The 22,955-nt window shown below is 74.2% G+C and carries 25 protein-coding genes; 12 read left to right on the plus strand and 13 right to left on the minus strand.

Going from position 1 to position 22,955, the window contains the following annotated elements; translation table 11 throughout:
* Nucleotides 1–25: 25 nt before the first annotated feature.
* The 3 genes from ACIBK9_RS14700 to ACIBK9_RS14710 are packed head-to-tail and all read left to right on the plus strand — an operon-like array spanning nt 26 to nt 2,104.
* Nucleotides 26–634, plus strand: a complete 609-nt coding sequence (locus ACIBK9_RS14700; RefSeq protein WP_358302609.1) for a helix-turn-helix domain-containing protein — start codon at nt 26–28, stop codon at nt 632–634.
* Nucleotides 631–831: a ferredoxin gene (locus tag ACIBK9_RS14705; RefSeq protein WP_387649181.1), complete on the plus strand. Its 201-nt coding sequence runs from the start codon at nt 631–633 to the stop codon at nt 829–831. The genes ACIBK9_RS14700 and ACIBK9_RS14705 overlap by 4 nt, the downstream gene beginning before the upstream one ends.
* 1 nt (nt 832) lies before the next feature.
* Nucleotides 833–2,104 (plus strand): cytochrome P450, encoded by a 1,272-nt coding sequence (locus ACIBK9_RS14710; protein WP_397158327.1) that lies wholly within the window; start codon nt 833–835, stop codon nt 2,102–2,104.
* Between the two features lie 35 nt (nt 2,105–2,139).
* Here ACIBK9_RS14710 and ACIBK9_RS14715 read toward each other — a convergent pair whose 3' ends face one another.
* From ACIBK9_RS14715 to ACIBK9_RS14725, 3 genes are all read right to left on the minus strand, one after another.
* Nucleotides 2,140–2,742, minus strand: a complete 603-nt coding sequence (locus ACIBK9_RS14715; RefSeq protein WP_397158329.1) for a methyltransferase domain-containing protein — start codon at nt 2,740–2,742, stop codon at nt 2,140–2,142.
* Entirely contained in the window at nt 2,709–2,912 is a 204-nt protein-coding gene (locus ACIBK9_RS14720; protein WP_397158331.1) for a hypothetical protein, read from the minus strand. Before ACIBK9_RS14720 ends, ACIBK9_RS14715 begins: the two co-directional genes overlap by 34 nt.
* Before the next feature lie 142 nt (nt 2,913–3,054).
* Nucleotides 3,055–4,251 carry a methyltransferase gene (locus ACIBK9_RS14725; protein ID WP_397158333.1) on the minus strand — a complete coding sequence of 399 codons (1,197 nt, stop codon included), beginning with the start codon at nt 4,249–4,251 and terminating at the stop codon, nt 3,055–3,057.
* Between the two features lie 306 nt (nt 4,252–4,557).
* Here ACIBK9_RS14725 and ACIBK9_RS14730 point away from each other — a divergent pair, with 306 nt between their 5' ends.
* Nucleotides 4,558–5,607: a hypothetical protein gene (locus ACIBK9_RS14730; protein ID WP_397158335.1), complete on the plus strand. Its 1,050-nt coding sequence runs from the start codon at nt 4,558–4,560 to the stop codon at nt 5,605–5,607.
* 27 nt (nt 5,608–5,634) lie between these two features.
* Here ACIBK9_RS14730 and ACIBK9_RS14735 read toward each other — a convergent pair whose 3' ends face one another.
* The 3 genes from ACIBK9_RS14735 to ACIBK9_RS14745 all read right to left on the minus strand — a co-directional run bounded on the left by ACIBK9_RS14735 (nt 5,635) and on the right by ACIBK9_RS14745 (nt 7,362).
* Nucleotides 5,635–6,090 (minus strand): MarR family winged helix-turn-helix transcriptional regulator, encoded by a 456-nt coding sequence (locus tag ACIBK9_RS14735; protein WP_397158337.1) that lies wholly within the window; start codon nt 6,088–6,090, stop codon nt 5,635–5,637.
* A 7-nt stretch (nt 6,091–6,097) separates the two neighbouring features.
* Nucleotides 6,098–6,274, minus strand: a complete 177-nt coding sequence (locus tag ACIBK9_RS14740) for a hypothetical protein (protein ID WP_397158339.1) — start codon at nt 6,272–6,274, stop codon at nt 6,098–6,100.
* Between the two features lie 254 nt (nt 6,275–6,528).
* The gene (locus ACIBK9_RS14745; protein WP_397158341.1) at nt 6,529–7,362 is read right to left on the minus strand and encodes an SAM-dependent methyltransferase; all 834 of its coding nucleotides are present in this window, start codon (nt 7,360–7,362) and stop codon (nt 6,529–6,531) included.
* 210 nt (nt 7,363–7,572) lie between these two features.
* Between ACIBK9_RS14745 and ACIBK9_RS14750 the strand changes: the two genes are divergently transcribed.
* The 8 genes from ACIBK9_RS14750 (at nt 7,573) to ACIBK9_RS14785 (ending at nt 15,746) form a co-directional block, all read left to right on the plus strand.
* Nucleotides 7,573–8,778, plus strand: a complete 1,206-nt coding sequence (locus tag ACIBK9_RS14750) for a CoA transferase (RefSeq protein ID WP_397158343.1) — start codon at nt 7,573–7,575, stop codon at nt 8,776–8,778.
* A 399-nt stretch (nt 8,779–9,177) separates the two neighbouring features.
* Nucleotides 9,178–9,861 carry a hypothetical protein gene (locus ACIBK9_RS14755; protein ID WP_397158345.1) on the plus strand — a complete coding sequence of 228 codons (684 nt, stop codon included), beginning with the start codon at nt 9,178–9,180 and terminating at the stop codon, nt 9,859–9,861.
* A 4-nt stretch (nt 9,862–9,865) separates the two neighbouring features.
* Nucleotides 9,866–10,654, plus strand: a complete 789-nt coding sequence (locus ACIBK9_RS14760) for a glycosyltransferase family 2 protein (RefSeq protein WP_397158347.1) — start codon at nt 9,866–9,868, stop codon at nt 10,652–10,654.
* Nucleotides 10,651–11,886 carry a 2-phospho-L-lactate transferase CofD family protein gene (locus ACIBK9_RS14765; protein WP_397158349.1) on the plus strand — a complete coding sequence of 412 codons (1,236 nt, stop codon included), beginning with the start codon at nt 10,651–10,653 and terminating at the stop codon, nt 11,884–11,886. Before ACIBK9_RS14760 ends, ACIBK9_RS14765 begins: the two co-directional genes overlap by 4 nt.
* Before the next feature lie 5 nt (nt 11,887–11,891).
* Nucleotides 11,892–12,515 carry an HAD family hydrolase gene (locus ACIBK9_RS14770; protein ID WP_397158351.1) on the plus strand — a complete coding sequence of 208 codons (624 nt, stop codon included), beginning with the start codon at nt 11,892–11,894 and terminating at the stop codon, nt 12,513–12,515.
* An 8-nt stretch (nt 12,516–12,523) separates the two neighbouring features.
* On the plus strand, nt 12,524–13,270 hold the full coding sequence (locus ACIBK9_RS14775) for an NTP transferase domain-containing protein (RefSeq protein WP_397158353.1): 747 nt from the start codon (nt 12,524–12,526) through the stop codon (nt 13,268–13,270).
* Nucleotides 13,258–14,511, plus strand: a complete 1,254-nt coding sequence (locus ACIBK9_RS14780; protein ID WP_397158355.1) for a lipopolysaccharide biosynthesis protein — start codon at nt 13,258–13,260, stop codon at nt 14,509–14,511. Before ACIBK9_RS14775 ends, ACIBK9_RS14780 begins: the two co-directional genes overlap by 13 nt.
* Nucleotides 14,508–15,746, plus strand: coding sequence for a glycosyltransferase family 4 protein (locus tag ACIBK9_RS14785; protein WP_397158357.1), 1,239 nt, complete (start codon nt 14,508–14,510; stop codon nt 15,744–15,746). Before ACIBK9_RS14780 ends, ACIBK9_RS14785 begins: the two co-directional genes overlap by 4 nt.
* A gap of 4 nt (nt 15,747–15,750) precedes the next feature.
* On the opposite strand, the gene ACIBK9_RS14790 is transcribed toward ACIBK9_RS14785, so the two are convergent.
* From ACIBK9_RS14790 to ACIBK9_RS14820, 7 genes are all read right to left on the minus strand, one after another.
* Nucleotides 15,751–16,722 (minus strand): glycosyltransferase family 2 protein, encoded by a 972-nt coding sequence (locus ACIBK9_RS14790; RefSeq protein WP_397158359.1) that lies wholly within the window; start codon nt 16,720–16,722, stop codon nt 15,751–15,753.
* A gap of 81 nt (nt 16,723–16,803) precedes the next feature.
* Complete coding sequence (locus ACIBK9_RS14795; RefSeq protein ID WP_397158361.1) at nt 16,804–17,805, minus strand: hemolysin family protein; 1,002 nt, start codon at nt 17,803–17,805, stop codon at nt 16,804–16,806.
* Nucleotides 17,802–19,112 (minus strand): hemolysin family protein, encoded by a 1,311-nt coding sequence (locus ACIBK9_RS14800; protein ID WP_397158362.1) that lies wholly within the window; start codon nt 19,110–19,112, stop codon nt 17,802–17,804. Before ACIBK9_RS14800 ends, ACIBK9_RS14795 begins: the two co-directional genes overlap by 4 nt.
* Nucleotides 19,113–19,223: 111 nt before the next feature.
* The gene (locus ACIBK9_RS14805) at nt 19,224–19,610 is read right to left on the minus strand and encodes a pyridoxamine 5'-phosphate oxidase family protein (protein ID WP_397158364.1); all 387 of its coding nucleotides are present in this window, start codon (nt 19,608–19,610) and stop codon (nt 19,224–19,226) included.
* A 60-nt stretch (nt 19,611–19,670) separates the two neighbouring features.
* The gene (locus tag ACIBK9_RS14810) at nt 19,671–20,363 is read right to left on the minus strand and encodes a DNA-binding response regulator (RefSeq protein ID WP_397158366.1); all 693 of its coding nucleotides are present in this window, start codon (nt 20,361–20,363) and stop codon (nt 19,671–19,673) included.
* Nucleotides 20,333–21,451: a hypothetical protein gene (locus ACIBK9_RS14815; RefSeq protein WP_397158367.1), complete on the minus strand. Its 1,119-nt coding sequence runs from the start codon at nt 21,449–21,451 to the stop codon at nt 20,333–20,335. The genes ACIBK9_RS14810 and ACIBK9_RS14815 overlap by 31 nt, the downstream gene beginning before the upstream one ends.
* Nucleotides 21,448–22,662: a sensor histidine kinase gene (locus tag ACIBK9_RS14820; RefSeq protein ID WP_397158369.1), complete on the minus strand. Its 1,215-nt coding sequence runs from the start codon at nt 22,660–22,662 to the stop codon at nt 21,448–21,450. The genes ACIBK9_RS14815 and ACIBK9_RS14820 overlap by 4 nt, the downstream gene beginning before the upstream one ends.
* Nucleotides 22,663–22,955: the final 293 nt, after the last annotated feature.

Below are 22,955 nucleotides of genomic sequence, written 5' to 3' on the forward strand. Positions count from 1 at the left end.
AAATGAACGATCTTTTAATTCGTCCATGGGACGTATCGCCGGCGTCACCGCCGCCGAGACGCGGGAACGCCTGCTGCGCGCCGCCGCGGACGTCTTCGCCAGGCGCGGCTACGACGGCACCCGCGTCGCCGACATCGCCGCCGCCGCCGGGGTGAGCAACGGCGCCCTGTACGCCCACTTCGGCTCCAAGGCCGGCCTGCTCGTGGCCGCGCTGGGCGCGCACGGGCGGCGGCTGATGGACGGCCTGTTCGCCGACGACCCCGACCGGCCGGTCGCCGACCTGCTCGTCGCCGCCGGCCGCCGGCTCCCCCGCCCCCTGGACGCCGGCGGCGACCTCGTCGTCGAGGCGCTGGCCGCCGCCCGCCGCGACGAGGACGTGGCCCTGCCCATGCGGGACTACGTCGGCGAGCGCGCCCACCGGCTGGCCGGCCTGGTCCGCGCCGGCCAGGACGGCGGCGAGCTGGACCACGCCCTGTCACCGGAGGCGATCGCCCATTTCTGCCTCCTGCTCGCGATGGGCAGCGCGCTCATCGCCCCGGACCCCCACCAGGTGGACGAGGAGGAGTGGGCCAGGCTGCTCATCCGCGTCGTCGCCGCCCTCTCCCCCGCCCCACCGCACGAAGGAACGCCGTGAGAGTACAGATCGACCCCGAGCGCTGCCAGGGACATGGCCGCTGCTACGACCTCGCCCCCGACCTGTTCGGCGAGGACGACGAAGGTTACGGAACGGTCCTCGGCGACGGCCAGGTGCCGCCCGGCCAGGAGCGCACGGCGCGGCTGGCCGTCTCCAACTGCCCGGAGCGGGCGATCGACCTGCTCGGGGAGGCGTGACATGAGCGTGGACGAGCGCTTCGTCAAGAACTTCGGCGAGCCGGGCGACGGCGAGGAGCTCGGCACCCGCAGCGAGATCGTCACCGGCCCGGTCTCGGACTGGGCCACGGACTTCTCCCACCTGGAGCCGGAATGGGCCGCCGACCCGTACCCGATCCAGGACGACCTGCGGCGGCGCTGCCCGATCGCGCACACCGACCGGTTCGGCGGCGGCTGGCTGCCCACCCGCTACGAGGACGTCGCGGCCGTCGCCTACGACACCGAGCGGTTCTCCTCGCGCTCGATCATCATGAGCAACTTCCGGCCGCCGCGGGAGAGCGCGCCGGTGGGCGGCACGCCGCCGATCTCGTCCGACCCGCCCTTCCACCACGACGCGCGCAAGCTGCTGCTGCCCGCGTTCACCAAGACGGCGGTGGCCAGGCGGGAGGAGTCGACGCGGGCGCTGTGCCACGAGCTGATCGACGGCCTGGAGGGCCAGGACGTCGTGGACGCCGCCCGCGACTACGCCCAGCACATCCCGATGCGGGTGATCGCCGACATGCTGGGCTTCCCGCCCGAGGACGGCCCGCGCTTCCGCGAGTTCATCGAGAACGCCCTGGAAGGCGTCAACCTGCCGCCCGAGCAGCGGACCGCCAACATGGGACGGCTCTTCGACTACCTGCTGGACCAGATCCGCGACCACGTGCAGCACCCGCGCGACGATCTCACGACGTACCTCGTCGAGGCCGAGCTGTACGGCCACAAGCTGGAGGCCGGGCACGTAGCGGGCACGATCGCCCTGCTGCTGATCGCGGGTATCGACACCACCTGGAGCGCGATCGGGGCGTCCCTGTGGCACCTGGCCAAGACCCCCGCGGACCGCGAACGCCTGGTCGCCGAACCCGCCCTCCTGCCCACCGCCATGGAGGAGTTCCTGCGCGCCTACGCCCCCGTCACCATGGCCCGCCTCGTCAAAGACGACATGCACTGGAACGGCGTCGACATGAAAGCCGACGACTGGGTCCTGCTCTCCTTCCCCGCCGCCAACCGCGACCCCGCCCACTTCGACCACCCCGCCGACATCCGCATCGACCGCGAAGTCAACCGCCACGCCGCCTTCGGACTCGGCATCCACCGCTGCGTCGGCTCCCACCTGGCCCGCATGGAACTCCGCACCGCCCTCGACGTCTGGCTCCAGCGCATCCCCGCCTTCACCCTCGCCGACCCCGACGCCGTCACCTGGGCGACGGGCCAGGTGCGCGGCCCCCGCACCCTTCCGCTCCGCATCACCTGACCCTCGCCCGCCCCTGGCCCCCGCCAGGGCGCCGATCACGCGGCTTCGGCCGTCACCAGGAACAGCAGGGCCGAGGCCAGGAAGGGGCGGCAGCGCAGGTCGTCGAACCACTCCTCGGCGCCGGGTTCGAGATATCCGGCGCCGACGGCCCTGGCCAGGTTGCGGCGCAGGCCGAGGACCTGGTCGGCGGTGGCCAGGTCGCGGAAGACCGGCGCGACCGTCGCCACCGACCGCACCGTGAGGCCCGCGCCCTCGCACAGCCGGGGCAGGCTGCGGCCGAGCGTGCCGTGCCGGATCATCTCGGTGGAGATGAACCGGGCCAGCGTCCGGCCGACGTCCGGGCGCGGGGAGTCGACGAGCATGCCCTCCCAGTCGGGTTCGGCCATGACGATCCGCGCCCCTGGGCGCGCCACCCGGCGGAACTCCGCCAGCACCCGCGCCGGGTCGTCCACGTGCTGCAGCACCCGGTCGGTACGGGCCCGGTCGACGCTCCCGTCCTCGAACGGCAGCTCGTGCACGTCTGCGGAACGCACCTCGACCTGCGGACGTCCGGCCAGACGGGCGGCCGCCTCGGCGACCATCGCCGGGGCGCGGTCGAGGCCGATCACCCGTCCGGCAGGAGTGACGGCGTCGGCCATGGCGGCGAGGTCGGTCCCGGGCCACAGCCGAGGTCGAGCACGGTCTGTCCGGGCCGCAGGTCCAGCAGGTCGAGGATCTGCCGCTTGTAGCCCCTGCCGACGTCGGTCGAGGCGACGTGGTCGAGGTAGGCGATGGGGTCGGGACGGGAGGCGGGATCAATGTCGATCATGAACCCAGCCAACCAGACGGGTTCGCAGATCCCAGGGACACCAGGTGAAGGTTCCGTGCACCCGGGCCCCCGGCCGCGCGCGGAAGGAGGGGCCCGGCCGGGCATCGGTGAAGGGGCCCGGCCGGGCGCGGGTGGAGGGGGGTCAAGTGCGGCGGAGGCGCCACAAGGAGGTGGTTTCGGTGGTGCGGGCGGCGTGCAGGGGGTCGGCCCGGTCGGAGGCGCGTGGGTGGCGTGGCCGGGTGCGGAGCTGGTCGACGACCCGTAGGCCCGCGCTCGCGAAGGCGGACAGCAGTTCGGCACGGGTCCGTAACCCCAGCCGTTCGGCCAGGTCCGACAGGATCAGCCAGCCTTCTCCCTCCGAAGTCAGGTGCTCGCCGAGCCCGTCGAGGAAGCCGCGGAGCATCCGGCTCCCGGGGTCGTAGACGGCGTGGTCGAGGGGCGAGGCGGGCTTGGCCGGGAGCCAGGGCGGGTTGCAGACGACGAGCGGCGCGCGTCCCGGCGGGAAGAGGTCGGCCTCCAGGACGTCGACCCGGCCGGACAACCCCAGCCGTCGCACGTTGTCGCGGGCGCAGGCCACGGCGCGCGGATCGCGATCGGTGGCCACGACGCGCTCGACGCCTCTGCGGGCGAGGACCGCGGCGAGCACGCCCGTCCCGGTGCCGATGTCGAACGCCCCCGCGCGCGAGACCAGCGGGGCCGCGGCCACCAGGTCGACGTACTCGCCGCGCACCGGTGAGAAGACGCCGTAGTGGGGGTGGATGCGGTCGTTCAGGGCGGGCACCTCGACGCCTCGCCTGCGCCATTCGTAGGCCCCGACGATGCCCAGCAGCTCACGCAGCGAGATCACCGAAGCCTCCGTCGCGGGCCCGTAGACCTGCGCGCAGGCGCTCCGCACGTCGGGGGCGCGCCGCAGGGGGACGCTGTGGTCCGGATCGAGCGGCACCAGCAACCGGCCCAGCGTGACGGCCCGCTGGGAGCGAGCCTGCCGATGCTGATGGAAGGCCTGCACGAGCGAAGACGCAGGCACGGCCAGGTGAGCGGACGCGAGGGCGGGCGAGGAGGCGGGGGCGGGCGGGGGCGAGGGGGACGGGGAGCGGGAAGGGCGGGGTGGAGGTGCGTGGTGGTCGGCGCGGCGGGTCAGGGCGCGCAGCAGACGGCGGGCGGCGTGGAAGTCGCCGCGCCACAGCAGCGCCGTGCCCTCGCAGGCCAGCCGGTACGCCGTGGCCGCGGCCAGGCGCTCGTCGGCGATCACCACGCGCGCGGGCGGCGGCGAGCCGTTCTCGGAACGCCAGCGGGCCGACCGGGCCTCGCCGTCTTCGGTCCAGCGGATCTCGAGCACTCAGGGCTCCTCATGATCGAACCAGTGATGGCCATGAGAAGCACTTCGACGCGGAGAGGGTCAGCCTGTGGCGGCCTCCCGCGAGGAAGTGCGCGCCGGGGCGTCGCCGAGAACCATGCCGGGCGGTGGGAACGACATGATCAACCTCCTCGCGATGCTGGGAACCCCCTCATCCTAGCTTCACCGGCGGACGTCGAGCACTGTCAGCTTCCTCCTGACCGCGTTTCGAGGACAGATCCGGTCGAGCCGGAATACGGTGGGCCGTTGACCATCGGCCAACGCCCGCAAGCCCTACGGAGTCCCTCCATGCGTACCGCAGCGGCAGTCCTCTCCTTCGTGCTCGCCCTCGCCCTTCTCCCCGTCCAGCCGGTGACGGCCACTGTGACGGCCACCGCCACCACCACCGCCTCGCCGCTGCCGGGCGGCAAGTCCACCTTCGTCGTCTCGCAGGGCCATCTCCAGGCCGCCTCCCGGCAGAACTGGGTGCGCCTGGGCACGTACCGCTTCGCCGCGAACGGCACGGTGAGCGCCGCCCTGTACCTGTGGTGGCAGCGCTTCCCCAAGGCCAGGCAGCGCACCGGCACCGTGCCCGACCCGAGCTGCACCACCAAGGCCGGCGGCGTCTCGTCGCGGCCGCGCGGCTGCGAGGTGCTCACCGCGGGCGGCTACACGGGCGGCCCGAGCGAGACCCGTACGGGGACGTACACGCTGGCGGGCAACGTGCTCACGATCCGGTGGAAGATCGCCCAGACCTGGACCGAGCAGTGGTACGTGCGCACCTCCCCCGACGGCAAGCTGGCCCGCCTCGACCTCAAGGGCAGCAGCCTGGCCACGCACGGCTACGGCTACGGCAGCAACGCCGCGATCGGCACCCGGCGCGCGATGAGCTCGGTGCGGGCCTTCCCCGGCTCGCTCAGGCAGGACCTGACGAGCTGGGCGAGCGGCACGCTGGTCAACTCGGCGAACCAGCCGTTCGGCCACTCCTCCTTCCGCGCCTGCAAGTCGACCACCTCGTGCCTGACCTACCTGCAGCCGTCCTCGCAGGGCGCGTGCCAGAAGTCGGGCGGCTGCCCCAAGTACGGCGGCGGCACGAAGGCCAACGTCAGCTCCATCCAGTACTACCTGACGACGATCTCCAAGTCCGACCGGCGTGACACGCTGTGGCACTGGTGCACGTGCCTGGCGATGGAGCGGGGCGAGTTCTGCTACACGGGCAACTCGCACGTCAAGCCGCTGATGCAGATCATCGACGACACGGGGGCCTTCCGCGGCTGGGTCGGAGTGGAGGCGTCGTTCTCGACCGGTTCGCGGGCGACGGACATGCTGGCGGTGCTGCGCATCTCCGACTTCCGCTGACCGCCGCGTCTTCCGCTGACCGCCGCGTCAGGAGCCGGAGCGCAGGTCCTCGGCGGCCTCCTGGTAGGCGCGGGCGGCCCGGTCGAAGTAGTCGTAGAGCACGTCGAGGTGGTCGGCCGGGTAGCCCGCGAGGATGTCGCCGATCTTCTGCCGGACGGGGGCCATGACCGCGTCGAGCTCGGCGGGCTTGCCGACCGGCTCGACGATCACCTTGCGGCGGTCGTCGGGGGCTGGCACGCGGCGGACGTATCCGGCCTGCTCCAGCCGGTCGATCAGCCGGGTGGTCGGGCCGGTGGTCAGGCCGGTGCGGACGCCGAGCTCGCCGGGGGTCATCGGGCCGGCCAGTTCGAGGATGTTCAGGGCGTACAGGTCGGTGGCGCCCAGGCCGCAGGCTTTGGCGCCGGCGTGGCCGTGCAGCATGACCGCGCTCAGGTAGCGGCGGTAGCGCCGGCCGGCGTCCGACGGGTCGGGGGTGTTCGGCACGCGGTCCTCACTTCCTGTCCTCCTTCTTGGGGAAGATAAATCCTCCAAGAAGTAACTTCTTCTGCGAAGTTACCACGCGGGAGACGCGCAGGCGTCCCAGCGCGAGCAGGACGAGGGTCGTGAGCACCACGGCGGTCAGCAGCACGGCCAGGTTCAGCGGCGTGCGCTGGAAGCCCAGCGCCACGATCAGCGTGTTTGCGCCGCCGGGCGGATGCGAGCTGCAGGCGGGCGGCGGGATCGCAGGAGCCGCGGCGGCGGAAGGCGGCCGGGAACGTCTCCGCCACGATGTCGTCGGCGGCCTGCGGGCCGAGCCGGCGCGGGGACGTTGAGGTGGATCCGCCGGAGGTGGCGGTAGAACAGCGCGGCGCCGTCGTCCGCAGGGCCGCGTCATCGTTCGCGGCGGGTGGCCAGGAGGCCGCGGGGCCGTGCGGTGGAAGGTCAGGGGATGCGGGCCACGGCTCCGTAGTTGCCGGACGAGGCGGGGGCGTCCGCGCAGGCCAGGTCGCCGTCGGCGGGACGCCACTCGGGCACCCACACCAGCCCCGGTTCCAGCAGGTCGAGACCGTCCAGCAGGTCCGCGACCTCGGCGCGGGTGCGCACGTTCAGGCCGGGCAACGTCATGGCCAGCATGCCCCGCACGGCCGGGGCCAGCTCCCCCGGCACGCCGTCGAAGGTGATGTGCAGCAGCCCGAGGAAGCTGCCCTCGGGGACGGCGTGCCGCAGCCGCTTGACGACGGTACGGGCGCACTCGTCGTCAAGGCTGTGGGCCGACAGCAGCAGCACGGCGATCGGCCGGTCCCAGTCGAGGAACGTCTGCACCACCGGGTCGCCGAGCATCTCGTCCATCTCCCGCACGTCGCCGTCGACCACGCGCACCAGGTCGCAGAAGGGCTCGATGGTGGCCTGGGCCAGCGTCAGGGCCATCGGGTCGCTCTCGACGTACACGACGCGGACGTCCGGGCCGGGTGAGGTCAGGCGGGCCACCTCGTGCAGGCGGCTGCCGCCCGAAGGGCCGTTCGGCACCCCGCTCCCCACGATCATGAATTGGTCCACGCCTTCGACAGCGGCCAAATGACGGATCACCCGCGACAGGTATTCAAGAACGGCACGGGCCGCGGTGGTGGCGACGGGAGTTACTTGATCGAAATGGCGCACCAGGTCTCTGTCGGCGAGGAAGTTGTTCTTCCCACCGGCGGCGGCGTCAAGTATCCGCGTGATCCTGGCGTGCGCCGTGCCAAGCCTGGCCAAGTTACGGACAGCACGCTGGCGCATGAGCGTTGCCCCTTTCCCCTCGCCGCCACCCTCTTGCGGTAGGCGATCTTTGGACTTCACTCGTGACTCAGACCATATGTTCCAACAATTCCAGTTAATGACAATGGGGCAGACCGGTTATTTCGGGAAATGTTTGTTACCAGAACTTCCGGACTAGATCATCAGGCCGCCGTCCGCGCGTAGGATCGGCGGATCGACATGGAGGTGGCCGTGGCGGAGGAGCCTGTCGCACCGCTGGCCGGGATGCGGATCGTGGAGCTGTCCAGCTTCGTCGCCGCGCCGCTCGGCGGGATGACGCTGGCCCAGCTCGGGGCGGAGGTCGTCCGGGTCGATCCGGTCGGCGGCGGGCCCGACGCGCGGCGCTGGCCGCTCGCGCCCTCCGGCCGCAGCCTCTACTGGGCTGGGCTGAACAAGGGCAAGCGCTCGGTCACCGTCGACCTGCGTTCGGCCCGGGGGCGCGCGCTGGTGGCCGACCTGGCCGTCGCGGCGGGCACGGTGCTCACCAACGCGCCGCCCCGGGCCGGGCTGTCGTACGAGGAGCTGGCCGGGCGCCGTCCCGATCTGGTGTACGCGCGGCTGCTCGGTCACCGCGACGGCCGTCCCGCCGTGGACTACACGGTCAACGCCGGGCTCGGCCTGCCGTACGCGACCGGCCCCGCAGGCCACGACGGCCCGGTGAACCACGTGCTGCCGGCCTGGGACGTCGCCTGCGGCCTGTACCTGGCCGTGGGCCTGCTCGCGGCCGACCGCCACCGGGCCGCGACCGGCCGGGGACGCCGCCTCGACGTGGCCCTGCACGACGTCGCCCTGGCGACCATGGGCAACCTGGGCTTCCTGGCCGAGGCCCAGCTCCGCGGCGCCGGCCGGCCGCGCATCGGCAACGACCTCTACGGCGACTTCGGCCGCGACTTCGCCACCGCCGACGGGCGGCGGCTCATGGTCCTGGTGCTCACCGAACGCCACTGGCGCGACCTGGTCGCCGCCACCGGGCTGTCGCGCGTGGTGTCGGCGCTGGAGGAGGCGCTGCCCGCCGACTTCCGCTCCGAGTCCGACCGCTACGCCCACCGGGAGGCGCTGGGCGGGCTGCTCGCGCCGTGGTTCGCCGCGCGTACGGCGGCCGAGGCCGAGGAGGGGCTGAGGGGCACGTCGGTGCTCTGGTCGCGGTACCGGACGCTGGAGGAGCTGGCCGCCGGCGGGGCGGCGGCGCTGCGCGCCGAGCCGCTGATGGCCCCGCTCGACCAGCCGGGCGTCGGCCCGCACCTGGCCCCGGGCGGCCCCCTGCTCCTGGACGGCCGCCAGGCCCCGCCGTCGCCCGCGCCGGAGCTGGGCGAGCACACCGACGAGGTGCTGGGCGAGCTTCTGTCCATGTCCCCGGCGCAGGTGGCCGGCCTGCGCGCGGAGGGCGTGGTCGGCTGACGGCGGTTTGGGCCCGCCCGAAACAGGGCTTACGGGCCTGAAAGATGAGAAGTCGCGGGAGCGCTCCCAAGAAACCGAAACGCCTGCCGAGCTGGCCTTATGTGAAGATGGTCAAACTTTCACACGAAAAGCGACAGACGGAACGTCTTACTTCCCGACTCCACGCCGGGTCTTGACATCGCAGGCAGGCCATTTGCGGTCACTCTTCTCCTGCATCGTTCCACCAGCCGCGCCATGAGCTCTGAGCTGGACTTTCAGGCGGACACTACTGTTAGTCAGCATGCCCGCAAGTTCCGGTGGGTCCGTTATCCGATATTGCGGTGGCCGCCGCCGGGACAGGTGACATACTGCGTTGGGAGCGCTCCCGTGACCCTTCGATGACGCCCACGAGGACCGGTAGTGAACCATCCCGACCCCCTGCTCGACGCCCCGCGCCCCTGGGCCGCCCACATCTGGTGGATCGCCCTGGCCGTCGGCGCGACCGGCTTCGCCTTCGTCTGGCTGGCCACCCCGCACGCCCGCGAGATCGACGCCGCCTGGCAGCTCGCCGCCAAGTTGCTCGCCTTCGCCTGCCTGTGCTGCGCGATCGCGTTCTTCCCCTGGGTGTCGCCGCGCCTGCACTGGCTGCTGTACGCGCCGTTCGTGTTCCTGACCGGCTACCTCATCCCGAGGATCAGCTGGTTCTACTACGGCGACGGCGCGCGGGCCCAGGGCGACGACTTCTACACGCACCTGTACCTGCTGCTCTACCCGGGGATCGTGCTGACGGTCGCGGCCGCGTACCGGATCGGGGGCGGCTCGCCGGGCCGCTGCCTGAAGATCATGGCGAGCGGGGTGCTGATCGTGTTCTCGGGCTTTCTCGACGTGATGTGGCAGGTGGTCAACCCGGTCGAGATCCCCGACCGGATCGACGCCCCGCACATCAACCTGTTCACCGGCGGGCCGATCCCGTTCTGGGGGGCGGTCGTGTTCACGCTGGCGCACGTCCCGGTCCTCGCCGGGATCAACCTGCTGCCCCTGGACCGCTGGATCGGGCGCCTGACCGGGGCCGGCGCCGACCCGGACGCCACCCGGAGGAGGTGACCCCTTGCCGAACAGGCCGGCCGTCGACGTCTCCGTGGCGGCACCCGCGTACAACGAGGCGGACAACATCGCGGCGGCGGTGACGGAATGGCGGGACTACCTGGAGCGCCACCCGGGGGTGGCCAGGTGGGAGATCGTCGTGTGCGACGACGGCAGCTCCGACGCGACCGGGCGGATCCTGCGCGAGCTGCGGGAGGACTGCCCGCAGCTCGTCGTCGTCACCTTCGCGCGCAACCGGGGCGCGGGGGCCGCCATCGCCGCGGCCGTCGCGCGCACCCGGCTGGACTGGGTGGTGCTGCTCGACTCCGACGGCCAGTTCCCGATCGCCAACCTCGACGCGTTCCTGGAGCGCATCCGGGACGGCGGCGGGCCCGCCTTCTCGGGGGCGCGGGTCAGGAAGGCCGACAGCCTGCCGTACCGGTGGGGGTCGGCGGCCAGCGGCGCGGTCAGCAACCTGCTGCACCGCACCCGCTACCGCGACTTCAACTCGATCTTCAAGGTGGTGCGCGGCCCGCTGTTCAGGGCGCTGCCGCTGGAGTCGGCGGGGATGAACTGCTCCACCGAGATCACCGCCCGCGTGGCCGAGCTGGGGCACGTGTGGGAGGAGCTGCCGATCGAGCACCGCGAGCGGGGCGGCGGCAGCCGGGGCTGGCGGTTCTGGCGCGGGGCGCGCGACCGGGCGCTGTTCGTCGGCTACCTCGGGCTGCGCCGCTGGTTGCTGCGCCGGGGCGTGCTGCGGGCGCCGCTCGCGCCGTTCCCGCTGGGCCGCTCCCCGCTGGAGGAGGTGCGATGAGCACCATGACGAGCACCGTGTCGAGCACCGTGTCGAGCCCGGTGTCGGTGGCCCTGTTCGGCGGCGGGCGCGGTGGCGCCGGCATCGCCCGCGCGCTGCTGCGCACCCCGGGGACGAGCCTGTCGCTGCTGGTCAACGGGTACGACAACGGGCTGTCCACGGGCGCGCTGCGCCGCTGGCTGCCGGGCATGCTGGGCCCGTCCGACTTCCGCAAGAACCTGCTGCTGCACCTGGACCCCGGCGATCCGCGCCACACGCTGCTGGAACGCCGGCTCCCGCCCGGCGCCACCCCGGCCGACCTGGACGCGCTGATCGGCGACGTCGCCGCGACCGGCCCGGCGGCGGCGGCGCGGGAGCTGCGGGTCGTCGCGGACCGTCTGGCCGCCCGGCCCGGCGGGCTCGACCTGGCCGACTGCGCGCTGGGCAACCTGGTGTTCGCCGGGGCCTACCTGCGGCTGGGCGAGGACTTCAACGCGGCCGTACGGGCGTGCGCGCGCACGTTCGGCTCGCCGGTGCGGCTGCTGAACGTGACCGGCGGCGAGAACGCGTTCCTCATCGCGCTCAAGCAGGACGGCCGGGTGCTGGCCGACGAGGCCGACATCGTCGCGCCGCAGGACGGCGTGGCCATCACCGGCCTGTTCCTGCTGCGCGAGCCGCTGTCGGCGGCCGACCGCGCCGCGCTGGCGGGCCGCCCGGCCGAGCGGGTGCGCGAGCTGCTGACCCGCCGGTCCGCCACGGTCACGCCGAACCCCGAGGCGCTGCGGGCCCTGGCCGAGGCCGACCTGATCGTGTACGGCCCCGGCACCCCCCACTCCTCGCTGCTGCCCAGCTACCTGACCCCGGGCCTGGCCGAGGCCCTGTCCGGGAGCGGGGCCGGGAGCGGGGCCAGGAGCGGGGCCGGGAGCGGGGCCGCGGCCAGGGTGTTCGTCGTGAACGTCGGCGGCGACCACGACGTCCAGGGGCTGACGGCCACCGACCTGGTGGACCGCACGCTGGCCTACCTGGGCGACCCGGGCAACGAGCGGGCCACGATCACGCACGTGCTCAGCGGCCGGGGCGCGGGCGCTCCCGCCGTGCCGGCCCGCGTGCTGGACCGGGGTTCGTGGGCGGGGGCGCGCTGGATCAGCGCCGACCTGGAGGACCCGGCCAGACCGGGCGCCCACCGCGGCCCGCGTACGGCCGAGGCGCTGCTCGCGGTGCTCGGCGAGGCGCCGCTGGCGCGGGCCGGGTGAGCCGGATGCTGCCCTGGACGGTCTGGCTGTGCGACCTCGACGGCACGCTGGTGGACTCGGCCCCGGCGCACGAGGCCGCCTTCCGCCACGCCCTGGCCGAGCACGCGCCCGGCGCGCTGGAGACCTTCCGCTACGCCGACCACGCGGGCGCGAGCACCGCCGCGGTGGCCGCCCGACTGACCGGCGACCCGGCGGCGGCCGACCGGCTGGCGCGGCACAAGCAGCGGCTCTACCGCGGCTACGTCGAGGCGGGCCTGGTGCGGCCGTTCCCCGGCGCGCGCCGCCTGCTGGCCGCGCTGAACGCGGCGGGCCGGGCCGCCTACCTGGTCACGGGCGGCAGCCGGGCCTCGGTGGAGCGGGTGCTGGCCGCGTGCCCGCTGCCGGTGCGCGACGTGCTGACCGCCGACGACGTGCCGGTGAGCAAGCCCGACCCGGGGTTCTACGCCGCGGCCTGCCGCCGCTGGGGCGTGCGGCCGGCCGCGGCCGTCGCGCTGGAGGACTGCGCGCACGGCGTGGCCTCGGCCGTCGGCGCCGGGCTGGCGACGCTGCACGTGCACACCGCCGAGCCCGCGCCCGGCGCGGTCGCGGCCCCCGACCTGGACCACATCGTGTCCCTGCTGGAGAGGTGATCGGCGACATGGGTGAACGGCGGGTGTGCGCGGTGATCCCGGCCGCCGGACGCGGGACGCGGCTCGGCCACGACCTCCCGAAGATCATGATCGGCCTCGCCGACGGCGTCACCGTGTGGGACGTGCTGCACCGGCGGCTGCGCCCGGTCACCGGGCACGTGCACGTCGTGGTGTCCCCGGCGGGCGCGGGCCCGTTCGGCGAGCTGGTGGCGGGGACGCCCGGGGTGTCGGTGAGCGTTCAGGAGCGGCCGACCGGGATGGGTGCGGCGATCTTCGGCGCGGCCGGGCACTGGGCCGGCTACGAGACGATCCTGGTGGTCTGGGGCGACCAGGCGAACCTGTCGGCGCGGACCGTGCGCCGGGTCGTCGCCGCCCATCCGGGCGAGGGGCTGACGCTGCCGCTGGTGCCGATGGAGGACCCGTACGTGGAGTACGAGCTGGCCGGGGGCGAGCTCGTCCGGGTGCGGCAGTCGCGCGAGGGCGAGGCGTGCCGGCCGGGCGGGCTCAGCGACATCGGGGTGTTCTGCCTGGCCACCGCGGGCCTGCGGGAGGCGTGGGAGCGGTACGCGGCGGGCGCGGCGCGCGGCGCGGCCACCGGCGAGGTGAACTTCCTGCCGTTCCTGGCGCATCTGTCGCGGACCGAGGGATGGCCGGTGACGGTCGTGCCGGTGACCGACCCGGCCGAGGCGCGCGGCGTCAACACGGCCGACGACCTGGAGTTCGCCCGGCGGGCGTACGCGCGGTGCACGGGCTGAGGGGCCGCGCGGCGGGCCTGGTCCGGGGGCACCGGTGGGCGGCGGGCCCGACGCTGGTGAGCACGGCGGCCAGCGGCATCGCGGCGGCCACCACGCTGGTCGTCGCGCGCGGCGCGGGGGCGAGCGCGTTCGGCCGGTTCACGGTGGTGTTGTCGATCGCGCTGATCGTCACCGTGGTCATGCTGACGAGCCTGCACTACGTCGTGCTCCAGGAGCTGCCGCGGGCCGCGCCGGGCGAGCGTCCGGCGCTGGTCACGACGGCGCTGGCGGCGACGCTGGCGATGAGCGCCGGGCTGGCCGCGCTGGGCCTGCTGGCCGCCCCGCTGCTCACGCCCGCGCTGAACGTGGACGTCCCGGCGCTGGCCTACGGGCTGGCGCTGGCGGTGTCGATGACGGTCAACCAGCTCGCGGACGGGTTCCTGCGCGGGCTCGGCCGGTTCGCGCTGGTGGCCCGGCTCAAGCTGGCGGTCGCGGTCGCCTACCTGGGCGCCGCCTGCTTCTGCCTGCTGGTGCTGGGGATCAGGGACGCCGGGCCGTACCTGGTCGCGCTGATCGCGACGAACGCGGCGTTCGCGGTGGCGGCGACGGCGACGGCCGGGGTGCGGCCGCGGGCGTTCTCGGCGCGGCTGGCCCGCTCGCTCTACCGGCACGGCGCGTACGTGACGGCCGTCGCCGCGCTGACCGGCCTGCTGTTCGGCGTGGACGTGCTCTACCTCAACCACTGGGCGGCCCCGGCCGACGTCGGCGTGTACGCGGTCTACAACGGCTTCCCCAAGCGGCTGCTCGGCGTGGTGTTCACCGACGGCGTGCTGCTGGTGCTGCTGCCCAGGATGGCGACCGCCGACAAACCGGTGCTGATGCGGCGGATCGCCCGGCTGGTCCCGGCCGTGGCGGGGGTGACGGCGGTCTTCTCCTTCGCCGCGAGCACGGTGTTCTTCCTGCTGATGGGCGGCGAGTACCCGTACGCGACCGGGCTGATGACGCTGTCGTCGCTGGGCATCGGGGCGCACACGGCGTTCAACCTGTACGCGGTGGCGCTGTCCATGGACGGGGTGCGCGGCGCCCGGGTGCTGATCGGCTGCCTGCTGGCGAGCTCGCCGGTCGCGCTGGCCGTGCCGGCCTGGTGCGTCCGGTGGCACGGGGTGGCCGGGGGCCTGGCCGGGTTCGCGCTGGTCAACCTCCTCCTGCTGGCCGTCGTGGCCGTGACGGCCGCGCGCGTCTACCTCAAGGACCCGTCATGAGAATCGCCTGCGTCGTCAACCAGTTCCCGCCCAACGTCACGGCGGGGCTCGGCCGCTACGTCGAGCTGATCACCCCCTGGCTCGCCCGCGACCACGAGCTCACCGTCCACACGCTCAACGTCGGCGGCCTGCCCGTGGACGAGCGCGTGGACGGCGTCACCGTGCACCGGCCGCGCGTCCGGCTGCCCGGCGCGCGCGGGCGGCGGCTCAACCGCACCCGCCGCGCCGAGTTCCTGCTGCTGGCCGCGCAGGTCGTGGTCAGCGACTGGCGGTACGTGCGGCGGCTGCGCCGCGGCGGGCGGCCGGACCTGGTCGCCGTGCACGACTCGACGAACTTCCTGGCCGCCCTGCTCTGCCACCACCTGCTGCGGCTGCCGGTGGTCCTGCACGTGCACACCACCGAGTACGGGGTGGCGGCGCAGCGCAGCATCCGCGACCCGCTGAACCTGTTCGCGGCGCTGGAACGCCACCTGGCCCGGATCTCGCGACGGGTGGTGGTGGCCACGCCCGAGGTGCGCGAGCAGCTTCTCGCCGCGGGGTGGCGGCGTACGCCCATCGACGTGGTGCCGCTCGGCGGCACGTACGAGCGGGTCGTCGCCGATCCGGCCTTCGACCGGGACGCGCTGCGGGGGGGCGCGGCGGCGCTGCGGCGGCGGCTGGGGTTGTCGGAGCGGGACAAGGTGCTGCTGTTCGTCGGCAGGATCGAACGCCAGAAGGGCGTCTACCAGCTGCTGGAGGCGATGCGTACGGCGTCGGCCGCCGTGCCGGGGCTGCGGCTGCTGATCGTCGGCGAGGGGGACGAGGTGGGCGTCCGGCGCATCGTGGGCGCGACCGGGCTGCGCGGGCGGGTGCTCACCTCGGGCCGGTTCGTCACCGGCCGGGAGCTGCTGGAGTACTACGAGCTGGCCGACGCCTGCGTGTTCCCCTCGCTGTTCGAGCCGTTCGGGCTGGTCGCGACCGAGGCGATGGCACTGGGACGGGCGACGGTCCTCGGCGACGGCTTCTCCCGGATCTTCCTCGGGGACGACCCGGCGCGGCCCGCGGCACGGTTCGTCCGGGCCGCCGAGCCGGCCGACATCGCGCGCGGGATCATCGACGTCATGTCGGACGAGGCGCTGCGGCGGTCGCTGGGCGAGCGCGGCGAGCGGTTCGTCCGCGAAAGCCTGAGCTGGGAGCGCGCGGCGGCGGCGACGACCGCGGTCTACCGGGCGGCGCTCAAGCCGCCCGCCTCCTGAGGGGTCAGGCCGGGCCGCTCCGCAGGAGGCGCAGGGAGCCGACGGCCAGCCCGGTGACCAGCACCACGTGCACGGCCAGGTGCACGGCCATGAAGTAGGCGGTGAAGGCCGGGCCGCGCTCCCGGTGGACGAACCGCAGCAGCTCCGGATCGGCCACCACGAACCACCCGACCAGCACGACGGGCGCCGCGAACAGCGCCGGCGCGAACAGGCCGAGCGGCAGGCAGGCCAGCGCCAGCGCGCAGGCGAGGATCCCGGCCCGGCTGTTGGCGTTCTCCGGCTTGGCCGCGCCCCGCCTGGCCGTGGCCAGCGCGAGCGGGATCAGCGGCAGCGCCCGCCGCCACTGCTCCGACAGCACGGGCAGGAACCGGTGGCCCTCGTCGTGCCGGCCGGCCACGGCGTCGGTCAGCACGATCCGGGTGTGGACGGCCAGGCGGCTGCTGTACTCGACGTCCTCGCAGTCGCGCAGGCTCTCGTCTAGCCGGCCGGCCCGGGTCAGCGCCTCGCGGCGGATGGCGGCCAGGGCGAACACGACGCTGTTGACCTCGCCCAGGTGCCGGCGCCGCCAGTGGACCTGGTGCAGCAGCCGGTACCACTCGACCGGGCCGTCGTCGATCAGCGGCTCGGTGTCGTAGACGCCGTGCACGCAGCCGACGCCCGGATCGGCCTCCAGGATCGCGACGGCATTGGCGACCGCGTCGGGCCGCAGCGCCACGTCGCTGTCCAGGAAGAAGATCAGCTCGCCGGTCGTGTGCTCGACGCCGGCGTTCCTGGCCGCCGACACGCCGCGGTTGGCGGGCAGGCGCACGACCCGGCAGCCCAGCTCCTCGGCGATGGCCGCCGAGCCGTCGGAGCCGGCGTCGTCGACGACCACGATCTCGTCCGGCAGGCGAGTCTGGGCCAGCACCGACTCCAGGCACAGGCGCAGGGTCCTGGCCGCGTTGTAGCACGGCACGATCAGCGAAACCGACGTCACGAGCGTTGCCCTCCGGCGAGTTCCCGGTCGCGGTCACCACGGCCCGCGGCCCTGCTCCATGATCTCGCACGGACCCCCGCCTCAGCCAGTCAGGATCCCGCCGAGCACGTCGTCCAGGGTGACGACGCCGAGCACCCGTCCGGACTCGTCGGCGACCGCGGCGAGCTGGGCGCGGCGGGCGCGCATGACGGCCAGCACCTGGGCCAGGGTGGCGGTGGCGGGCACCTGCGGCAGGGCGCGCACGGGCAGCGGCTCGGCGGCGCCGTGACCGTTCAGCGCGTCCAGGACGTGCAGGTAGCCGCGCAGTTCGGCGGGGTCGGCGCCGTGCACGGGGAAGCGGGAGTGGCCGTGGCGGCCGGCGTACCGTTGCAGGCCGGCGCTGTCGATGGTCTCGGGCACGCTGACGACCTCGCTCATCGGCACCATCACCGAGCCGACCGGGCGGGCGTGCAGGGCGAGGGTGGCGATCAGGCGGTCGCGTTCGTCCTGGCGGAGCAGGCGGTGGCGGCGCGACTCCTCGATGAGCACCGGCAGCTCCCCGGAGGTGTAGACCGTACGGACCTCCTCGGCGGACGGGACGCGCAGCAGCCGCAGCACCACCCCCGCCATGGCCTTGACCAGCGTCAGCACCGGCCGGGTCGCCCTGGCCAGCACGAACAGCGGCGGCACCAGCCACAGCGCGGCCACGTCGGGCGCCGACAGCGCCAGGTTCTTCGGCACCATCTCGCCGATGATGACGTGCGCGGCCACCACCAGCAGCAGGGCCAGCGCGAAGGCGACCGGATGGACCAGCCGCCCGGGCAGCCCCACGGCGGCCAGCAGCGGCCCGACCGCCCCGGCCACCACCGGCTCCCCGGCCGCGCCGAGCACCAGCGAGGCCAGCGTCACGCCGAGCTGCGCCGCCGCCAGCATGGTCGGGACGGCGTTCATGGCGGCGAGCACGGCCTGCGCCCGCCGCGACCCCTCGCGCGCCCGCGGCTCGATCAGGGTGCGGCGGGCGGAGATGAGCGCGAACTCCGCGCCCACGAAGAAGCCGTTGACGGCCAGCAGCAGCACGATGACCAGCCCTTGGGCGAGGCTCACCGGCGCTCCCCCGCCCGGCCCGGCGCGGTCAGCGTGACCTGCTCGATCCGGCGTCCCCGCATGGTCTCCACCCGCAGGACCCACTCGCGCACCGCGACCTCGTCGCCCGGGTCCGGGATGCGGCCGAGCGCGGCCAGCACCAGCCCGGCGAGCGTCTCGTAGGGGCCCTGCGGCATGCGGAAGCCGGTGCGCTCCTCGACCTCGTCGGCGCGCAGCAGGGCCGGCAGGCTCACGGAGGCGCCCGGCGCGAGCAGCACGGGCGAGAGCTCGTCGGACTGCTCCTCGGGCAGGTCGTACTCGTCGGCGATGTCGCCGATCAGCTCCTCCACCAGGTCCTCGACGGTGACGACGCCGGCCAGGCCGCCGTACTCGTCGATCACGACGGCCATCTCGGCGCGGGCGGAGGCCAGGCGCTCCTGCACGACCTCCAGCCGCAGCGTCTCGGGCACCTGGAGGGCGGGCCGGGCGATCGCGGCCACCGGGGTAGTGTCGCGTTCGGACGGCGGCACCGCGCAGGCGCCGGGGACGCTGGCGATGCCGAGGATGTCGTCGCGTTCCGCGCCGCAGACCGGGATGCGCAGGTGGCGGCGGCTCCTGGCCAGCTTGAGGAAGTCGGCGACGCTGGTCGTGCCGGGGACGGTCACGCAGTCCGTACGCGGGGTCATGGCCTCGGCCGCGGTCTTGCCGCCGAAGCGCAGGGCCCGCTGGAGCATGGCGGCGGTGCCGGGCTGGAGCACCCCGGCCTCGGCCGACAGGCGTACCAGGAGGCCCAGCTCCTCGGGCGAGCGGGCGGAGGCCAGCTCCTCCTGCGGCTCGGCGCCGAGCCGTCGGACGATCGCGTCGGCCACCGCGTTGCACAGCCGGATCAGCGGCCCGCACGCCGCCGAGAACGCCCGCTGCGGCGGCGTCGCCAGCCGGGCCACCGCGAGCGGCCTGGACAGGGCGGCGTTCTTGGGCACCAGCTCACCCAGCACCATCTGCGCCACGGTGGACAGCGCGATCGCCAGCACGACCGGCAGCACCGGGACGCCGCCCAGCAGCGGGTCGAGCAGGTCGGCGATGGCGGGCTCGGCCACGACGCCGAGCAGCAGCGAGGTGACGGTGATGCCGAGCTGGGCGCCCGACAGGTGGAACGACAGCCGTTGCACCGCGGCCTCGACGCCCTGGGCGCCCCGGTCGCCGTCCTCGGCGAGCTGGCGGACCTGGCCGCGTTCGACGGTGACGAGGGAGAACTCGGCCGCGACGAAGATGCCGTTGGCCAGGATCAGGGCCAGGGCCGCGAGCAGGTGGACGGCGTCGAGGAGCACGTCAGCCCGGGCCCTCGGGTAACGCCGCGGGCGGCCGGTCGTGCTCAGACTCCACGGGCGAAAGCTAGCATCCGGCTCGGGCGTGCGGAAGTCATGACGAACCGCCAGTGATCAGACGTTGCCCATCACGCGCGTCACCTGGATCTCCAGCACCACCCTGGACGGGTTGGGCCGGGGCGGCTTGTAGCGGGCGGTGTACCGGCGTTCGGCGTCGGCGACCTGCTCGGGCTCGGTGCGCACCACGGCCCGTCCCTCCAGGGTGGACCAGCGGCGGCCGTCGACCTGGCACAGCGACACCGCCGCGCCGTCCGCGCCGATCAGCTGGGCCTTGCGGGAGGAGCCCGAGGTGATCACGCGGGCGGTCGCGGTGTCCAGGTCGAGGGTCGCGCCGACGGGCACGACGTGCGGCGGGCCGCCGTCGCGGGCGGTGGCGAGCGTGCACAGGTGCCGCTCCCGCCAGAACGCGGCGAACTCCTCGCCCAGCTCGGCCAGGTCCACGATCCTCCTCAGGGTTGCGGGGAGCGACATCGTACAGCGCCCGGGCAGGGAGCCCGCGTGTCAGGTGGGCGGGCCCTGGCGGGCGTGCGAGGTGTAGATGCCGACCTCGTCGGGGCGGATCAGGCCGTCCTGGATGGCGCAGATGAGCAGCTTCTCCTTGGTCGGCGCGGGCCGGCCGGCCGCCGCGTACTTGACCCTGGCCCGGTCGATGTACTGGCGCACGGTGCGTTCCTTGATGCCCATGCGGGCCGCGACCGACGCCTTCGACATCGACTGGAACCAGAACAGCAGCGCCGCCCGCTCCTTGTCCGACAGCTGGGGGCGGTGGGGGCCCTCGTCCGTGGCGATGGCCTGGGCCATGGGCAGCGTCACGGACGGCCGGTCGGCGGCCACCTCCATGATCGTCTCCAGGCAGGACTCCCGGGTGGCGCGTCCCTTGCCGATGAACGCCGAAGCGCCCGCGTCGAGCACCGCCCGGACGATCTCGGGCTCCTCGTGCTCGGAGAAGACGATCACCCGCTGGCCGTCCGCGCACAGGCCGCCCACCCGGTCGGCGACCATCGTGCCGTTGAGGTTGAGGTCGAGCAGCAGCACGTCGGCGGCCACGCCGCGGACCGACTCGATCGTGGGCCCCTGGGCGACCAGCTCGACGCCGCTGCCCGGCCCGAACCAGGAGCGCACGCCGTCCACCACCACCTGGTGGTCCTCGACCAGGGCGACCGTCACGGGCGCTGCCAGATGCTGTTGACCCATACCTCCCCTCCCTGGCGCTGGTAGGTGACCACGACCCCGCTGGGCTCGCGCACCGGCGTGGGGCTGACCGGCAGGTCGTCGTTGTCGGCGACGACGGCCACGCTCACCATGGCCGACATCGCCGACACGGTGACCCTGGCCCGCGAGCGGGCGCCGTCCAGCGCCAGCACGGGCGCCCTGAGCAGATCCTCCCGCACGCCCTCGGGCAGCGCGGGCAGGTTCTCGCCGAACGGCGGCGCGGTCACCAGCACCTGACGCCGCTCGGCCGCGTCGATGCGCTCGCGCAGCGCGGCCACCAGCGCGTCCGGGACGTCCTCGCGCTCGGTGATCAGGCGGCGCAGCCGCATGGCGCCGGCCGTGCAGTCCTCGCGCACGCGCGGGTCGCCGGGGTCGGCGCCGTCGGCGAGCTGCTGGAGCAGCGACTCGGCCACGTCCCTGATGGCGGCGTACCTGCGGATGCGGTCGGCGTGGATGCTCCTGGCCGACTCCCGCCAGGCGTCGTCGGCGGCGAGCCGGCGGGCCAGCAGCACGGCGTCCTCGGCGCGGGCGCGCAGCAGGGCGCAGCCGGCCGTGTAGCCGAGCTGCATGGTGACGCCGCCGACGATGACCACCAGGTACTTGGCGACCGACACCCGGTCGAACGCCCCGGCCACGGCCATCGCGGCCAGCATGACGGCGGCGTTGACGGCCAGGAACGCGCCCAGCTCCGCCCGCCAGCGCGGCCGGTTCCAGGCCAGCATGACGCCCAGCCAGCCGACCGACCCCCATCCCCAGTCGCTGATGCCGAGCAGGTCCTGCGGGCGGCAGGCCACGATCACCGCGACGTCGGCGGCCAGCGCCGCGACCGCCAGGCCGAGGACGCGGTCCGGGCCGCGCGAGGTGCGCGCGAGCGCCAGGCCCGCGATCACGCCGACCACCGTGTAGACGACCCAGGCGGCCGCGGCGAGCAGCGGCCAGCGGAAGGAGCCCCAGCCGGTGACGGTGACGGTGAGGTCGTAGCCGGTGTGCCAGAACCCGGTGATGACGGCCGCGCCGAGCGCGGTGTAGCGGGCGTAGCGCTGGGCGACCTGCTCGATGTCGTCGGTCACGGCCGCCACCACATGCTCACCCGCGTGCCGGTGTCGCCGGAGGAGATCCGGGCGCCGCCGCCGCGCAGCGCGTTCATCGTGTCGAGGATCGAGCCGCGCACGCCGAACCGGTCGGGCGGCAGGCGGTCCTGGTCGAAGCCGTGGCCCGCGTCGGCGACCTCCACCCGGATCTCGCCGTCGTGCCCGCTGGAGACCAGCACGGCCTCGGCCACGCCGGCGTGCAGCGCGACGTTGGCCAGGGCCTCGGTGACGGCGCGGGCGAAATGCTCGGCGACGTCGCCGGGGACGGTCTGCGGGATCAGGCGGCGGCGCACGTCCAGGCCGGGCACGCGGCCGGCCACCTCGTCGAGCAGGGCGTCGAGGGCGATGAGGGCGGTCTCGGGACGTGGCCGGTCGCGCAGCTTCTCCAGCGCGGCCAGGTCGGTGCCCACCTGGGAGCGCAGGGTGGGCGACGGCTCGTCGTAGGTGCCGAGGCCGACCATGGTCAGGGTGTGCAGGGCGGTCTCGTGGATGCTGGCGACCTGGCGCAGCTCGTCCTCGCGGCGCAGGCGTTCGACCATGAGGGCGATCTCGGCCCGCGCGCTCTCGCGCAGGAAGGCGTCGGCGGAGGCGGCCGAGCGGCGCAGCAGCGTCATCAGCATCACGATCGCCAGGAGCTGGACGAGGTGGATGCCCAGCGTGCCGGCGACGTCCTGGGACGGCGCGGCGAGCCGCACCCCCGCCAGGTACGCCCCCGCCACGGCCAGCCCGGCCGGCACGGCGATCCGGGGCCGCCAGGTCACCCCGATGACGACGATCGTCATGGTGACCAGCCCCGCGATCCAGCTCGACCCGGCGTCGAACGCCCGGACGGGCACCAGGTGGCGCTGGGCCAGGCAGGCCGCCACGGTGGTCGCCGCGTCACCGGCCACCAGCCGGTGCGGCAGCGGCTCCTCGGCGCGCAGCCGGCGCAGGTACAGCCCGGTCCACACCAGGCCGGCCGCCAGCGCGGGCGCCAGCCACGCGGCCGAGACCGGCGGGACCGCGCCGAGGCCGGCCGCGACCACCGACACCAGGCCGACGGCCCCGCGCGCGCCCGCGGCGGTACGCGCGACGGCCTTGTCGAGCTGCCGGGTCGCCGAGTCGTACCTCGTGTCGTGCCGCGTGTCGTGCCGCGTGTCGTGTCTGGGGTCGAGCCTCTTGCCGAGACGCGTGGAGCCGGGGTGAGCCATGTGCGATCCGCCCGCGAAGAGAGCACAGGACGGGTCTCACAATATCGACTTTGAACAGGCTTGTTCCTGTCATGACGGTCGGCTGTTTCCATGGCTCTTCCTCGGGGGGCCGGCGGCGCTCCGGTGCGCGTGCGCCGCCCTGCCTCACTGTGGGTCGCGCGGGCCCGGGGCGGCATGACGGCCGATCAGCCCGCCGGCCCCCCCCCCCGCAGATCGGGCCCCCCGGGCCAACCCCCCCCAAGGGGTGTACATGGGCGGGGTCGGCGCGCCCCCCCGGGCGGACCCAAAAATAC

It is taken from the genome of Nonomuraea sp. NPDC050227 (assembly GCF_044459705.1).
In the GTDB taxonomy this organism is placed as follows: Bacteria; Actinomycetota; Actinomycetes; order Streptosporangiales; family Streptosporangiaceae; genus Nonomuraea.